The 16,649-nt window shown below is 36.5% G+C and carries 11 protein-coding genes; 5 read left to right on the top strand and 6 right to left on the bottom strand.

What is annotated here, in order from left to right; all coding sequences use genetic code 11:
• Window positions 1-39 precede the first annotated feature (39 nt).
• Together ACFO5T_RS00265 and hutH are read left to right on the top strand one after the other, a co-directional pair.
• Window positions 40-345, top strand: coding sequence for a hypothetical protein (locus ACFO5T_RS00265; protein ID WP_380031046.1), 306 nt, complete (start codon window positions 40-42; stop codon window positions 343-345).
• Window positions 346-664: 319 nt separating this feature from the next.
• Complete coding sequence (hutH, locus tag ACFO5T_RS00260) at window positions 665-2,173, top strand: histidine ammonia-lyase (protein ID WP_380031044.1); 1,509 nt, start codon at window positions 665-667, stop codon at window positions 2,171-2,173.
• Here hutH and ACFO5T_RS00255 read toward each other — a convergent pair.
• The 3 genes from ACFO5T_RS00255 to ACFO5T_RS00245 form a co-directional block, all read right to left on the bottom strand.
• The gene (locus tag ACFO5T_RS00255) at window positions 2,165-2,530 is read right to left on the bottom strand and encodes a hypothetical protein (RefSeq protein ID WP_380031042.1); all 366 of its coding nucleotides are present in this window, start codon (window positions 2,528-2,530) and stop codon (window positions 2,165-2,167) included. The two genes, hutH and ACFO5T_RS00255, sit on opposite strands and share 9 nt — an antisense overlap.
• A 79-nt stretch (window positions 2,531-2,609) precedes the next feature.
• Window positions 2,610-2,993 carry a hypothetical protein gene (locus tag ACFO5T_RS00250; RefSeq protein WP_380031040.1) on the bottom strand — a complete coding sequence of 128 codons (384 nt, stop codon included), beginning with the start codon at window positions 2,991-2,993 and terminating at the stop codon, window positions 2,610-2,612.
• Between the two features lie 148 nt (window positions 2,994-3,141).
• Window positions 3,142-5,694: an ATP-dependent Clp protease ATP-binding subunit gene (locus tag ACFO5T_RS00245; protein WP_380031037.1), complete on the bottom strand. Its 2,553-nt coding sequence runs from the start codon at window positions 5,692-5,694 to the stop codon at window positions 3,142-3,144.
• Window positions 5,695-5,947: 253 nt separating this feature from the next.
• On the opposite strand from ACFO5T_RS00245, the gene gyrA reads away from it, so the two are divergent.
• Together gyrA and ACFO5T_RS00235 are read left to right on the top strand one after the other, a co-directional pair.
• Window positions 5,948-8,494 (top strand): DNA gyrase subunit A, encoded by a 2,547-nt coding sequence (gene gyrA, locus ACFO5T_RS00240; protein ID WP_380031034.1) that lies wholly within the window; start codon window positions 5,948-5,950, stop codon window positions 8,492-8,494.
• Between the two features lie 62 nt (window positions 8,495-8,556).
• Window positions 8,557-9,804 (top strand): tetratricopeptide repeat protein, encoded by a 1,248-nt coding sequence (locus ACFO5T_RS00235; RefSeq protein ID WP_380031031.1) that lies wholly within the window; start codon window positions 8,557-8,559, stop codon window positions 9,802-9,804.
• Between the two features lie 104 nt (window positions 9,805-9,908).
• Here the strand turns inward: ACFO5T_RS00235 and ACFO5T_RS00230 are convergent, their stop codons facing one another.
• Together ACFO5T_RS00230 and ACFO5T_RS00225 are read right to left on the bottom strand one after the other, a co-directional pair.
• Window positions 9,909-10,658, bottom strand: a complete 750-nt coding sequence (locus ACFO5T_RS00230) for a C40 family peptidase (protein WP_380031028.1) — start codon at window positions 10,656-10,658, stop codon at window positions 9,909-9,911.
• Between the two features lie 18 nt (window positions 10,659-10,676).
• A complete protein-coding gene (locus ACFO5T_RS00225; RefSeq protein WP_380031025.1) occupies window positions 10,677-11,858 on the bottom strand; it encodes an acetyl-CoA C-acyltransferase in 1,182 nt (393 codons plus the stop codon).
• A 138-nt stretch (window positions 11,859-11,996) separates the two neighbouring features.
• Here ACFO5T_RS00225 and ACFO5T_RS00220 point away from each other — a divergent pair, with 138 nt between their 5' ends.
• Window positions 11,997-14,045, top strand: coding sequence for an HD family phosphohydrolase (locus ACFO5T_RS00220; protein WP_380031023.1), 2,049 nt, complete (start codon window positions 11,997-11,999; stop codon window positions 14,043-14,045).
• A gap of 99 nt (window positions 14,046-14,144) precedes the next feature.
• Here ACFO5T_RS00220 and ACFO5T_RS00215 read toward each other — a convergent pair whose 3' ends face one another.
• Complete coding sequence (locus tag ACFO5T_RS00215; protein ID WP_380031021.1) at window positions 14,145-16,553, bottom strand: alpha-ketoacid dehydrogenase subunit alpha/beta; 2,409 nt, start codon at window positions 16,551-16,553, stop codon at window positions 14,145-14,147.
• Window positions 16,554-16,649: the final 96 nt, after the last annotated feature.

The raw sequence follows: 16,649 nt of genomic DNA, 5'->3' as shown, positions 1-16,649 counted from the left end.
GTATTTTGATTGTACAAAAGAGTTATATTTAAAACACTTATGGACAATCAAACTAATAAATACAAACTCTTAATTATAGGTCTACTTATAGACGGCCTTGGTATCGTAACTTCAAGTTGGGTATTTCCAGTTATTGGAGACTTCTCAGATATTGCTTGGGCACCATTTTCCGCCTGGCTTATGACGCGGCTTTATAAAGGGACTGCTGGTAAGGTAGGGGGAGTGGTAACCTTTATAGAAGAGCTTATTCCCGGGGTAGACATTATACCATCATTCACACTTATGTGGTTATATACCTATGTTTTTAAGGATTCAAAAGTGAGTAAAATACTAGACAAGAACTAAGTATACTAGTTTTATTAATTATTCCGCTTTCGCGAAAGCGGAACAATCAAAATTTTAATTTATCTCTAGCAATTACGATATCTTTAAAGATTTTTATATTAAAACATTCGCATATTTAATATTCTATAAAATTTAAAAAACGATTTATAAATATTTGTTATTTAGTAAGTTGTGTATTAATTTACAACAAGATTTGTTTTACTATTTCACTATAATTATAGTTTACATTTCCCTTGAATCGACATAGTATTATAAGCTTCATTATAATATTCTTAATTATATGTTTATTTTTTACGAAATTGCGTGAAAATATAATCATATGTCTCAAATACACTATATAAGTAGTGAAATTCTTGACCTTAAAATAATTTCTTCTATTCTTGATGAACATAAAAAACTCAAACTCAGTGAGGAATGTGTACATACTATTAATGCCTCCAGAGCTTATCTAGATAAAAAAATAAAAGAAAGTAAAACACCAGTATATGGTGTAAATACTGGTTTTGGAAGCTTGTGTAATGTTGCTATACGTGATGAAAACTTAACAAAGCTGCAAGAGAATTTAGTAAGGTCTCACGCTTGCGGTACTGGAGATTACGTTCCTAAGGATATCGTAAAATTAATGTTACTTCTCAAAATACAATCCTTAAGCTATGGTCATAGTGGTGTACACATTAATACAGTACAACGACTTATAGATTTTTATAATCTCAATATCTTGCCTGTCATATATGATCAGGGCTCGCTGGGCGCAAGTGGAGATTTAGCTCCGCTTGCACATCTTGCCTTACCTTTAATAGGAGAAGGTGAGGTCTGGCTTGGTAATAAAATTATCTCATCTGTAGAGGCTTTAAAGAGTAATGGCTTAACTAAGATCTCTCTACAGTCTAAAGAAGGCCTTGCATTACTAAATGGTACACAGTTTATGAGTGCATATGGTGTTATGGCACTTATAAAATCACATAAATTATCTTATCTGGCAGATGTTGTGGGGGCGATATCTATAGATGCCTTTAATTGTAATTTATCTCCATTTAACCCACTTGTACATTACGTGAGACCCCATAAAGGACAAATTAAGACTGCAGCTCGTATAATCTCTTTTTTAGAAGATAGTGAGATTGCTGCAACAGAAAAGCAAAATGTACAAGATCCATATTCTTTTAGATGTATACCTCAAGTACACGGTGCAACCAAGGATGTCATAGACTTTGCGACCAAAACGTTTAAAACTGAAATCAATAGTGTTACTGATAATCCCAATATTTTTCCGGCAGATGATATGATAATAAGTGGCGGGAATTTTCACGGTCAACCACTCGCACTTGCATTAGATTATTTAAGTATTGCAATGTCAGAATTAGGTAGTATAAGTGAGCGTCGCGTTTATCAATTAATAAGTGGTTTACGAGGTTTGCCGCCATTTTTAGTAGATAGCCCAGGCCTCAATAGTGGTATGATGATACCACAATATACTGCAGCAAGTATAGTAAGTCAAAACAAACAACTTTGTACGCCGTCTAGTGTAGACTCTATCGTATCATCAAACGGACAAGAAGATCACGTGAGTATGGGAGCAAATGCGGCTACAAAACTTCTCAAGGTTGTAGATAATGTTGAGACGTTACTCTCTATAGAATTGCTTAATGCAGTTCAAGCATTGCATTACAGACAGCCACTTCATACATCTGGATTTCTACAGTCTTTTACAAAGAGTTATAGAGAAGTAGTCCCGTTTGCAGATAAAGATAGAATTTTTGCAAATGATATTAAACTAGGCAAAATATTCATAAAAAGTATGAATATAGATCTCAACGAGCTATATTAAAACTTGAGTTAACCAGTTTTTTGCCTCATCGATCGTTTTAAATGTTTCAAATGGTTGATTAAAAAATTGTTTCTCAATAGCAACATTAGTCTCGCTAAGCGGGTTTTGAGATACAACGGCAATTGCTTTGAGACTATAATGGTTTGCGGCATCAATATATACCGTAGGATCTACAGAGTAAGAGTTTTTTCTATATGATAAATAAGCAAAAGGCTTTCTCTCAAATATTTCTTCACAGTAAGATAGAAGGAGTCTATTCGATAGAGGGTCAATATGTGATCCCTCGTTCATAACGCCTATAATAATATTATCTTCTATATGTAGCTTTCCGAACTCAAATTCTTTAATAATTTTCAAAAGATCTAGGGGCTTTGATTTTTACGCAAAAATAGAGGAATACTACCTTATCTATGAAGAAATTTCTTATAAAAAAACTCTATTTATAAAGCATTATATCCTTTTGAATTAGAGCTTCTTCCATTGTATGATATACTTTAAAGGGTTTGCAAAAGAATAGTTTTTCAATGTTATGAGCCTCTTTAAAATCCTTATTAGGGCTTACTACTATAAAGCCCTTTAAATTTTCTATTTGTGAAGTTTTTAAATATATGGTAGGGTCTATAGCATAAGAATATATTCTATGCGTTATATAAATAAAATCCTTTTCAGGAAAGTAAGATTCGGCTATAGCGATTAAAACATCATTAAAGCTGGGTTGCACAGTAACACCTTCATCCATTATGACATATATATAGTCATCGTGGACTGTTACTTTTCCGAACGAGAATTCTAGCTGAATACCGAGTTGTAAGTTTTTCATATGTTGGGGATTCTTATAAATAGAAGATAGCAAATATATTGTATCAAGCAATTAATTGTCAATACTTTAACTATGTGCGCATAATAAATAAAAAAATCCCTTAATGACGATTTTTCGCCATTAAGGGATAATAATGCGTGCAACAGTATTACGACTCTGTAGTTTCTCCTTTCTTGATATCTATAATAAGTTCATCTTTATCTGTATCAAAGTCCATAAAAATACTATCTCCTTCTTCTAGCTTAGAGTTTATAATCTCTTCGGCTAGTGCATCTTCTATATACTTCTGAATAGCTCTTTTAAGAGGTCTCGCTCCATAATCTTTATCAAAACCTTTGTCACTAATATAATCTTTTGCTTTATCGCTTAAAGTTAAATTGTAACCCAGACCCTTTATTCTCTTGAAAAGCTTTTCTAACTCAATATCAATAATCTTGTGTATATCCTCACGCTCAAGCGCATTAAATACCACTACATCATCAATACGGTTTAGGAACTCTGGCGCAAATGCTTTCTTTAATGCATTCTGAATGATACTACGCGCATTTTCATCTACTTGAGTTTTACGCGATGCTGTTCCAAAACCAACTCCTTGACCAAAGTCTTTGAGTTTTCTTGCCCCTATATTTGATGTCATTATTATGATAGTATTTCTAAAATCTATCTTACGACCTAGAGAATCTGTTAAGAAACCATCATCTAGCACTTGTAATAGCATATTAAATACATCTGGATGTGCTTTTTCTATCTCATCTAGTAAAACTACAGCATATGGTTTACGTCTTACCTTTTCTGTAAGTTGCCCACCTTCTTCATAACCTACGTATCCAGGAGGCGCTCCTACAAGTCTTGATATAGAAAACTTCTCCATATACTCACTCATATCTATACGGATGAGTGCGTCTTGATTATCAAAAAGCTCTTTTGCAAGCACTTTTGCAAGTTGGGTTTTACCTACACCTGTCTGTCCCAAGAATATAAACGAACCTATAGGTTTGTTAGGGTCTTTTAATCCAGCACGGTTACGTTGTATTGCTTTTGCAACTTTGGCAACTGCTTCATCTTGACCTATTACGTTTTCTTTTATCGTTGCAGGTAATTCTGCAAGTTTGTTACTTTCTGTTTGTGCAATACGGTTAACAGGTATACCAGTCATCATACTCACTACGTCTGCCACATTATCTTCTGAGACAACCTCTTTGTGAAGTTTAGAATCTTCTTCCCATCGCTCTTGTGCGATTGCAAGTTCTTTTTCTAAATTCTTCTCATCATCACGCAGCTTTGCAGCTTCTTCATATTTCTGCTTCTTTACCACAGAGGTTTTGAGTTCTCTTACCTCTTCTAGCTTATTTTCTAATTCTAGAATCTTTTTAGGAACATCAATATTAGTAATATGCACGCGAGATCCTGCTTCGTCTAGAGCATCTATAGCCTTATCCGGAAGAAATCTATCGGTCATATATCTATTGGTAAGTTTTACACACGCTTCAAGCGCCTCATCTGTATATGAGACATTATGATGCTCTTCATACTTACCTTTAATATTTTGTAATATCTCAATTGTTTCTTCTACAGACGTAGGTTCTACAATTACTTTTTGAAAACGTCGCTCTAGAGCACCGTCTTTCTCAATGTGCTGACGGAATTCATCAAGCGTTGTTGCGCCTACACATTGTATTTCGCCTCGAGCGAGTGCAGGTTTAAACATATTTGAGGCATCAAGAGATCCTGTTGCTCCTCCAGCTCCTACAATGGTATGTATCTCATCTATAAATAAGATAATATCATCATTTTTTTCAAGCTCGTTCATCACGGCTTTCATACGCTCTTCAAACTGTCCTCTGTACTTTGTTCCAGCTACAAGGCTAGCAAGATCAAGAGTAACAACACGTTTGTCAAAAAGAATACGCGATACCTTACGCTGTACAATACGTAGCGCAAGTCCTTCTGCTATGGCAGATTTACCTACTCCAGGCTCACCTATAAGGAGAGGGTTGTTTTTCTTACGTCTACTCAGTATCTGTGATACACGCTCAATCTCCTTACTACGGCCCACTACAGGATCTAGTTTCCCTTCGTCTGCCATTGCAGTAAGATCGCGTCCAAAGTTATCAAGAACCGGAGTCTTACTTTTTTTAGTGCCCTTAGGAGTTGTTGGGCTGTTAAAAGGATTCTCTTTAGACTGCTCATCACCATTATCTGCATCATCACTAAATGATTCAGACTTAATAGGCTCTATATATTCGTCACTTTCGTTTGCCATCATTAGTTTAAATTGGTCTTTTACATTGTCATAATCTACCTTCAGTCTATTTAACAACTTTGTTGTAGGGTCATTCTCATTCCGCAGTACGCACAGTAGGAGGTGAGCCGTATTTATTGCAGAGCTTTGAAAAAGTTTTGCTTCCAAAAATGTTGTTTTTAGTGCACGCTCTGCTTGCCTGGTAAGATGTAAGTTCTTCTTATCATTATTCTGTAAGCTTACATTTGGGTTTGCCGGACTTAAGATTTCTACCTTACGTCTCAAGTGCTCAAGATCAATTTCTAAAGCTCCCAGTATATCTATTGCTTTACCGCTACCATCTCTTAGTAAACCAAGCAGCAAGTGTTCTGTACCTATAAAATCGTGGCCTAGGCGTAACGCCTCCTCCTTACTATAAGCAATAACATCTTTTACTCTTGGCGAAAAATTATCATCCATATCTATCCTCGTTCGTTCTTATGTAAATTTAAGCAAACTGATTCAAAAATCATTCCGCTTAAAGTGCTTAATCCAAATTACCAAAAATACCTGACAGTTTGCCCTATAATGGGTTGTGTAGTTATTAAAAGAACGTGTTAAAATTTGTTGATAAATAGTACGCTTTCGCGAAAGCGTAACCCCGTAAAAAATCATCAAAATGATTACATTGCTAATTGTAAAAAATTTGACTTAAAATCTAATCAATTTATATATGGCTGAAGGAGAAAAGCTGATCTCGATTAATATTGAAGATGAAATGAAATCTGCTTACATCGATTACTCGATGTCAGTTATCGTATCACGTGCACTACCTGACGTGCGTGATGGTCTAAAACCAGTACACCGTCGTGTTCTTTACGGAATGCACGAGTTAGGAATACGAGCAAGTAGTGCTCACAAAAAATCTGCAAGAATAGTAGGAGAGGTACTAGGTAAGTATCACCCACACGGTGACACCTCTGTATATGATGCAATGGTACGTATGGCTCAAGAGTGGAGTTTACGTTATATGCTTGTAGATGGTCAAGGTAACTTTGGGTCTGTAGATGGTGATAGCCCAGCAGCAATGCGTTATACCGAGGCTAGAATGCGCAAGATATCTGAAGATATGCTTGCAGATATTGAAAAAGACACAGTAGATCACCAACTTAACTTTGATGATACACTTAAAGAACCTACCGTATTACCTACACGTGTACCAGGGTTACTTATAAATGGTGCATCTGGTATTGCTGTGGGTATGGCGACAAATATGCCACCACACAACCTTTCTGAAGTGGTAGATGGCATACACGCTTACATAGATAATAATGACGTTACTATAGATGAACTTATGGAGCACGTAAAGGCTCCAGATTTTCCTACCGGAGGAACTATTTATGGTTATGACGGAGTACGTGAGGCTTTTAAAACAGGGCGTGGTCGTGTTGTAATGCGTGCAAAGGCAGAGTTTGAAGAAGTAAAAGGTAGAGAGTGTATCATTGTGACCGAAATACCATATCAAGTCAATAAGGCTGATATGATTAAGAAAACGGCCGATATGATCAACGATAAGAAGATCGAGGGTATATCTGCCATACGTGACGAGTCAGACCGTAACGGTATGCGTATCGTTTATGTTATAAAACGTGATGCTGTCCCAAATATCGTACTTAATAAATTATTTAAGTACACGGCATTACAATCATCTTTTAGTGTAAATAACATTGCTCTTGTAAACGGGCGTCCTGAGATGTTAAATCTTAAGGATATGATACACCACTTTGTTGAGCACCGCCACGAAGTAGTAGTGAGAAGAACACAGTTTGAGCTTAAAAAAGCAGAAGCTCGTGCTCACATACTAGAAGGTCTTATCATTGCTTCAGATAATATAGATGAAGTAATAGCAATCATACGTGCAAGTGCAAACGGTGATGAGGCAAGACAAAACTTAATAGAGCGTTTTAAACTCTCAGAGATTCAAGCAAAGGCTATCGTAGAGATGCGTTTACGCCAGCTTACAGGTCTGGAGCAAGACAAACTACGCAGTGAGTACGAAGAGATAATGAAGACTATAGAAGACTTAAAAGATATCCTTGCAAAGAAGGAGCGTCGTATGTCTATCATTAGAGAAGAGCTTCAAGAAATAAAAGATAAATATGGAGATGAGCGTCGCTCTATTATAGAGTATGCTGGAGGTGATGTAAGCATCACAGATCTTATTCCAGATAAAAAAGTAGTGATTACTATCTCAAATGCTGGATATATAAAACGTACATCACTTACAGAATACAAAACTCAAAATAGAGGTGGGGTAGGTACAAAAGCATCTACTACTCGTAATGAAGATTTCTTAGAGCATCTATTTGTAGGGACTAACCACCAGTATATGTTATTCTTTACACAAAAGGGTAAATGTTTCTGGATGCGTGTATTTGAAATACCAGAAGGAAGTAAGACTTCAAAAGGTAGAGCTATCCAGAACCTTATTAATATAGAGCAAGATGACGAGGTAAAAGCATTTGTATGTACAGGAGACCTTAAAGATGAAGATTATATAAATAATCACTACATCATTATGGCGACTAAAAAAGGACAAGTGAAGAAAACAGCGCTAGAGCAATACTCACGTCCTCGTACTAACGGTATCAACGCAATTACTATTAAGGACAATGATGAGCTACTATCTGCAAAGCTTACAACGGGAGAGAGTCAAGTAATGCTTGCGCTTAAATCTGGTAAGGCAATACGCTTTGAGGAGAGTAAGACGAGACCTATGGGAAGAAACGCCTCTGGTGTTCGTGGCATAACTCTTGCTAATGATGAAGATGAAGTAGTAGGAATGGTGTCTGTAAACGATACAGAAAGTAACATCCTAGTTGTTTCAGAAAAAGGGTATGGTAAGCGTAGTAGTCTTGAAGATTACAGAATTACAAACCGTGGAGGTAAAGGAGTAAAAACAATCTCTGTTACCGAAAAGACTGGAGAACTAGTATCTATTAAAAATGTTACTGATGCAGATGATCTTATGATTATCAATAAGTCAGGTATTGCTATAAGAATGGAAGTAGCTTCACTAAGAGTTATGGGACGTGCAACACAAGGGGTACGACTTATTAACCTTAAAGGAAACGACTCTATTGCCGCTGTCGCGAAAGTAAAAAGTGATGAGGATAATATAGACGATGAAGATGACACAGTAGATGGAACTCCAGTAGACGGAACACCAACTGCTTCACAAACAACCCAAAACGAAAACTCTTCTGAAGAAGAAGAATAGATGCATAAGGGTTGAGAAAAAAAGAGTAATTTTGAAACCCTTATATTAATTAAACACTTATAATGAAAACTAAAATTTTATTTGCAATAGCATTTGCCGTAACCTCTATGGCTTTTGCACAAAAGAAGGAAGTAAAAGCAATCGAAAAAGCTATCAAATCTGGTAGCTATGGAGAGGCTAAGTCTTTAGTAGGAGCAGCAGATGCTCTTTTAAGCCAGATGGACGACAAGACTAAAAGCAAATTTATGCTTTTAAAAGCACAAGCTTTTTTAGGAGTTGATAATAAAAATGTAGCAGACTTAACAAAGGCTGGTGAAGCATTTAAAGCTCTTATGGGAACTAAAATGGAGAGCGAAGCAAAAACTGGACTTTCTAATGTTGTTGCGGCACTAGTAAATAGCGCAGTACAAGATCAGAATACAGATCAATTTAGTGATGCGGGAGCAAAGCTAGAAATGGCTTATGCTTTTAGTGATGACAACAGAGATTATCAATATTTTGCCGCATCAAATTATCTTAACTCTAAGGAGTATGATAAAGCTGCAGCTATCTTTGAAGATCTAATGGCTGCTGGTTATACTGGTCAGGTTACTGAGTATTATGCTGTAAATGCTGCTTCTGGTGAAGAAAAGAAATTTGAAAACAAACAAGAAAGAGATATCGTTGTTCTTGCAAAAGAGTACGTAAAGCCTAGCGAAAAGCTAAGTGAGTCAAGAGAAGGCCTTATCACTGAGTACTTAATTAGTATCTACTCTTTTCAAGATCAGAATGACAAAGCACTTGCAATGTTAGATACTGCGCTAGAGAAAAAGCCTAATGATGTAAAACTACTTACTTCAAAATCTAACATCTATTTAAAGATGGATAAGAAAGATGAGTACAGATCTATCATTGAAAAAGTATTACAGATTGATCCTAATAATGCAGAACTTCATTATAACCTAGGAGTAACTGCAGACCAGCAAGGTGATGATGCGACAGCTGTAAAATACTACAATAAGGCAATAGAGCTTGATCCTTCTTATGCAAATGCATATAACAACTTAGGAGCACTAGTATTAAGAAAAGATGCAACATTTGTAGATCAAATGAACAGCTTAGGTACTTCAAATGCAGATTTTGATAAGTATGAAGCGCTTAAAGTAGAGCGTAAGGCAAACATCAGAAAGGCAGTAGTATATATGGAGAAAGTATTAGAGCTTAAACCAGATAATATGGAGATAGCAAACAACCTACTTAACCTGTATCAAGTTCTTGAGGATACGAATAAGGCTGATGCTATGAAGGCTAAAATTGATGCAATGAACTAATCATTGTTATATAAGCATAAAAAAACCCGCCAATAAGGCGGGTTTTTTATTAACTTAATCTTGAGATTAAAAAGACTTGACGTCACTATACTCTTACGGTATAGCTAGATTACCTTTTTAATTACTCTCAATTTATGCGTATGTGTACGTTTATGAACATTATATATACCAGAATGATCTAGTCTATCTACGCGCACCTCGCCGTGGGCGTGTATGATATAATTATCTTCCATAATAATACCTACGTGGGTTATCACACCTTCGGCGTTATCAAAAAAGGCAAGGTCTCCTGGTTCACTTTCTTCTATAAAACTTAAGGCTTCACCTTGTGTCGCTTGTTGTGAAGCATCCCTTTTAAGGCTATAACCGTTTAGTCTATAAACCATTTGAGTAAAGCCACTACAATCTATCCCAAAGGGAGTTCTACCGCCCCATAAATAGGGAGATTTTAAATAAAGTAGCGCTGTTTCTATAAGCTGGCTTTTATTAGACTTACCAGTTATACTATGTCCATCAAAGGTGTCTTTAAGTAAGCTTATATTTTCTATTGCGGCACCTAGCACCACGGTAAGTAGCTGGTTATGCTCTGTGGTGATAAATTGTACAGGATCTGTAGTGAGGGTTACAGGTTGCGCTTTCGCGAAAGCGTACTCTTCCTCACTAATTTCTATATACTGCTTGTTATCTATCCAGCCCTCATACTTATCGTGAGATAGTTTGATTCGGCTCCATTTTTTACGTTGCTCTACAACTTTAAAATGTTCACCATAGAGAACTTGATTTACAAGTTCGCTAGGGTCCGAAGGTTCGGCACGCATTGGGACAATACTAAGCTGGCAGATACCGTAACGCATAGTTCTTATAAAGTTCTCTTAGTTGTGATTTTCTATAACCATTGCAGATGCTCCACCGCCACCATTACAAATTGCTGCTGCTCCTAGTGAAGCATTATTTTGCTTCAATACATTAATTAATGTAATAAGAATACGTACACCACTACAACCTAATGGATGTCCTAATGATACTGCGCCACCGTTTACATTTGTATTTTCATCTGTAAGTCCTAATATTTTCATATTTGCAAGACCTACTACAGAAAATGCTTCATTAAACTCAAAAAAGTCTATCTCATCTTGAGTCACTCCTGCCTTAGCTAGTGCTTTTGGTAATGCTTTAGAAGGTGCTGTTGTAAACCATTCTGGCTCGTGAGCAGCATCTGCATATCCTTTTATTGTACATAGCGGTGTAAGGTTAAGCTCTTTTGCCTTTTCTTCACTCATTACGATTACTGCGCCGGCACCATCATTTATGGTAGAAGCGTTTGCTGCTGTAACGGTTCCTTCTTTTGTAAAAGCAGGACGTAAAGCAGGTATTTTTTCCATTTTTACATTTGTATACTCCTCATCACGATCTACAATGACATCATCACCACGTCTTTGTGGCACAGGTACAGGTACAACTTCGTTATCAAATTTTCCTGCATCCCAAGCTGCAGCGCTGCGTTTATAACTCTGGATGGCATAATTATCTTGATCTTCACGAGAGAATTCGTACTCTGTAGCACAAGCATCTGCACAAACACCCATTGCATTGCCATCATAGGCATCTACAAGACCGTCTTTTTGCATACCGTCTACCATAGATTGTGGTCCAAATTTATGACCGTTGCGTAGGTGTACATAATGAGGTATTCTACTCATATTTTCCATCCCCCCAGCTACTACAACATCTGCATCTCCTAGTGCTACAGCCTGAGCTGCCATCATTACAGCTTTCATTCCAGAAGCACATACTTTGTTTACAGTTGTACAAGGTACTTTATCTGGGATACCTGCACCAAGAGCAGCTTGTCTAGCTGGAGCTTGACCTACACCTGCTTGTACAACATTACCCATAAATACTTCGTTTACAGAAGTAGGGTCAAGGTTAATTTTACCTAGAGCCCCTTTTATAGCAATTGCTCCTAGCTTACTTGCAGTTACAGAGGAAAGTGCTCCCATAAAACTACCTATAGGTGTACGTGCCGCAGCAACTATAACAACGTTTTTACTCATATTTTTTGTGTTTGAAGTGCTTAATTTTAGTCTTGCGAATGTAAGAAAAAATATAAGATTTTTGAGGCTTCAAGGCAGCACCTAAGGGTAATTGAAGCGATATTATTTTAGTACTTTAGCTACTTAGTATTATACCTTATGAGTACAACGGCACAGCAGTTTTATAAACATCAAGATCTTCTCTATAAATTCTTGCTTATCATCATATGTGCTGGTTTTATCGTTTATTTCTTCCCAAAGAGCGGAAAGTTTAAATACGAAATACAAAAGGGTTTCCCGTGGCAGTATGAAAACCTGTATGCAGACGAAGATTTTGCAATACTTAAAAGTGCAGACGAGTTAGCCCAAGAGAAGGAGCAAATTAAATCTCAATCTGCAATTTATTATGAATATGATCAAACTGTTTTAAATAAAGTTTTAGCACTTTACGATTCAAATTTTAATAAAGCATTTCCAGATACTTTATCATATAGTAGTTCAAAACTAGAACTTAAAAACTACGGTAAAAATCTATTATTTACGTTTTATAAAAATGGTGTAATAAAAGAAAAACCTGTTTATAATACTGGCCGTCTTATTTATTTAAAACGAGGTAATGAAGTTTCAGAAATGAACTTCGATAATATTACTGTATTGAGCGATATGCCAGATGCGTTGAGCGACGCTATACAATCTAGTCTTTATAGTGAGTATTCTAATAGGTACTTACAAGTCTATTTTGACGGTCTTGAAGCAAACATAACACTAGATGAAGAACTCACACAAGAAAGCCTAGATCTCGAGCTATCAAGTATATCAAAAACCCACAACATTGTACCTAAGGGTAGTATTATCATAAATAGAGGAGAGCTAGTAGAAGGTGAAAATTTACAAAAATTATTTTCTCTCAAACAGAAATATGAATCTCAGAATATAAGTGAGTCTAGATATAACTGGGTGCTTTTTGGTTATGTGTTGCTTGTATTGCTAGCCTTAGTGATGCTACTCCTTTTTATAAGAACTTATAGACCAGCTGTTTTTCTAAACAATACAAAAGTGACCTTTGTATTCTTTAATGTATTACTAATGGTACTCCTCACAACTATTGTTATCAAATGGAGTCCGCAGTATGTGTATGCTGTGCCTATGTGTATTCTACCACTTATTATAAAAGCATTTTTTGATGCACGTCTAGGGCTTTTTACACACGTTATTGCTATACTTCTTTTAGGTTTTATAGTTCCTGATAGTTTTGAGTATTTCTTCTTACAAGTTATTGCGGGTATTGTGACTATTCTTACCGTTCCAGAACTTTACAAAAGAGCAAATTTATTTATTTCGGTAGGTCAGATTACTTTAATTTACATACTTGCATATTTTGCATTTCATATTATAAGTGAAGGAGGAGTAGAGGGACTTGTCTGGCCAGATTTTGGTATGTTTATGCTTGCAGGGCTTGCAACACTCTTTGTACAACCGCTTATATATATCTATGAAAAAATGTTTGGGCTCGTGAGCGACGTCTCACTTCTTGAACTTTCAGATACAAATAGTAAGCTTTTAAAAAGACTTGCAGATGAGGCTCCAGGAACCTTTCACCATAGTCTTAACGTTGCAAATCTCTCAGAAGCAGCAGCAAATGAAATAGGAGCAAATGCGATGCTTGTACGAGTAGGAGCTCTCTATCACGACATAGGTAAAATAATAAACCCTACAGATTTTACAGAAAATCAAGCAACAGGTATAAATAGTCACGATGATTTATCACCAAAGGAAAGTGCACGTATTATTATAGATCACGTTCTTAATGGTATTGAGCTTGCGCGAAAGTATAATCTACCAGATCGTGTCATAGACTTTATAAGAACTCACCACGGTACTAGCACTGTGCAATATTTCTACTTTAAGGAAAAGGAAAAAAATGAAGATGCTGCCATAGAAGATTTTCAGTACCCAGGACCTTTACCATTTAGTAAGGAAACCGCTATTTTAATGATGGCAGATAGTGTTGAGGCGGCAAGTAAAAGCCTTAAGAATCCTACATCAACACTCATAGATGCATTTGTAGAAAAAATTATCAAAAAGCAAATGGACGAAGATCAGTATCTCAATGCTGATATTACATTTAAGGAAATCCAGCAAATTAAGAAGGTTCTCAAAAAGAAGCTCAATAACATCTATCACCTTAGAATCGAGTATCCTGAGTAGTAAAAGTATTTATAATTCCGCTTTCGCGAAAGCGTAAAACCAAAAAACGAGACACATAATGTATCTCGTTTTTTTATAACTATCAATTTCTGTTTTAATCTATCGTAGTTTTGGAAAGCTTGATGGATTTGCTTCGTGCATCATTCCATATATCTTTTCAAAAATATCATCTGCAGATGGTTTTGAGAAGTAATCACCATCGGTACCATATGCTGGTCTATGCTGTTGTGCAGCGAGTGTTTCTGGCTTACTGTCAAGATATTTATAAGCATCTTGTTTGTTAAGCACTTCATCAAGAAGATAAGCGCTTGCCCCTCCAGGCATATCCTCATCTATTACAATAAAGCGATTTGTTTTCTTTATACTCTTAACGACATCGTGATTAAGGTCAAAAGGTAGTAGTGATTGTGCATCTATGACTTCTGCATTAATACCTACAGATAATAGGTCTTTTGCTACATCCATAATAATACGCAACGTACTACCGTACGATAAAATTGTTATATCTGTACCTTCTTTTACAGTCTCTACAACTCCTATAGGCGTTTTAAATTCTCCTATATTAGTAGGTAAGTTTTCTTTGAGTCTATAGCCATTAAGACACTCTACAACTAGTGCAGGTTCATCACTTTCTAAAAGCGTGTTGTAAAAACCTGCTGCTTTTACCATATTACGCGGTGTGAGCACATACATACCTCTCAATAAGTGTATAATCGCTCCCATTTGAGACCCACTATGCCAAATACCTTCTAGTCTGTGACCACGAGTACGCACTATAAGTGGCGCTTTTTGCTTACCGTGAGTTCTATATCTTAATGTTGCAAGGTCATCACTCATTATTTGGATAGCATATAGTATGTAATCTAAATATTGAATCTCTGCAATAGGGCGGAGACCTCTCATAGCCATACCAATACCTTGACCTATAATTGTTGCCTCTCGTATACCTACATCTGCCACGCGCAGCTCACCATACTTTTCTTGCATTCCCTCAAGGCCTTGATTTACATCACCTATAGCTCCTGCATCTTCTCCAAAAACTAATGTATTAGGATACTTTGCAAAAATTGCATCAAAGTTATCTCGTAGTACTACACGACCATCTACTAGGTTTTCTTCTCCGTATGTAGGAGCAATAGCAGGTACAGACGTTGCACCATTACCATTCTCATTATATAAATGAGCACTGTATTGAGGCTGTATTTTTGCTGTGTAGTTTTCTATCCACTCTATGAGTTGAATTCTAGCTGGACTATCTTCTCCTATTGTAAACCTAAGAGCCTTTCTAGCTGTGCCTAGCAAGTCAGACTTAAGAGCTTCTTTATTTTCTACTAGTGGTGTGAGTAGTGGCTTTATAAAACTACCGTTACTAGAATTACTTATAAGTGTTTCTAGTAGGTCAACAATTTTTTGCTTTTCATTTTTGATAGGATGTAAAAATGCTTCCCAGGCAGCTTTTTTACCATCTCTTACTTTTTTCTTAAGGTCTTTATCTATTACCTTAAGCTCTTCATCTGTAGCGAGCCCTTGATCTATAATCCAAGTTCTAAACTGTACATTACAGTCAGACTCACGCTCCCATTGTAATCTATCTTGATCTTTATAACGCTCGTGTGATCCAGACGTAGAGTGTCCTTGTGGTTGTGTAAGTTCTACCACGTGTACTAAAACAGGTACGTGCTCTTTACGAGCAATAGCACCAGCACGTTCATAAGCATCTACTAGGGCAGGGTAGTCCCATCCTTTTACTTTTATAATCTCATAACCATTATCTTCTTCATCACGCTGGAAGCCTGCAAGAATTTTTGATATACTTTCTTTCGTAGTTTGATGTTTAGCGTGTACTGAGATACCATACTCATCATCCCATACACTTATTACCATAGGTACTTGTAGTACACCAGCAGCGTTTATGGTTTCAAAAAATAAACCTTCACTTGTACTAGCATTACCTATAGTTCCCCAGGCTACTTCATCACCGTTGTTTGAGAAGTTTTCGCCTTGAGCTTCTTTTACATTTCTGTAAATCTTTGATGCCTGCGCAAGACCTAATAATCTAGGCATTTGCCCAGCGGTAGGTGATATATCAGAACTTGAGTTCTTTTGTTGTAGTAGGTTTTTCCAATTTCCATCTGGGTCAAGACTATGCGTGGCAAAATGTCCACCCATTTGCTTCCCGGCACTCATAGGGTCAAAAGCGATATCTGTATGAGCATAAAGACCTGCAAAAAACTCTTCTATAGAGAGATGATCTATGGCCATCATAAATGTTTGATCACGGTAGTACCCTGATCTAAAGTCACCATTTTTAAAAGCACGTGCCCAAGCAAGCTGTGGTAATTCTTTACCATCTCCAAAAATACCAAACTTCGCCTTACCTGTAAGTACTTCTCTTCGGCCTAAAAGGCTACACTCTCTACTTGTTACCGCTATGCGATAATCATTAAGAACAGATTGTTTAAAATCTTCATAAGATAAAGCTGCTTTTGTATCTGGGTTACTTGCCATATGTACATATTGGATTTAAGACGTAAAAATAGCCAAAACTTTGTCGTGATGCAATACCCCTAGGCGTTAAAAAGTTGTAAAATTCATACCAAAAAG

Origin of the sequence: Dokdonia genika (genome assembly GCF_042652845.1) — a bacterium.
GTDB classification, from domain to species: Bacteria; Bacteroidota; Bacteroidia; order Flavobacteriales; family Flavobacteriaceae; genus Dokdonia; species Dokdonia donghaensis.
The sequence above is the reverse complement of the archived record's forward strand: the minus strand, read 5'-3'. Positions and strand labels throughout refer to the sequence as shown.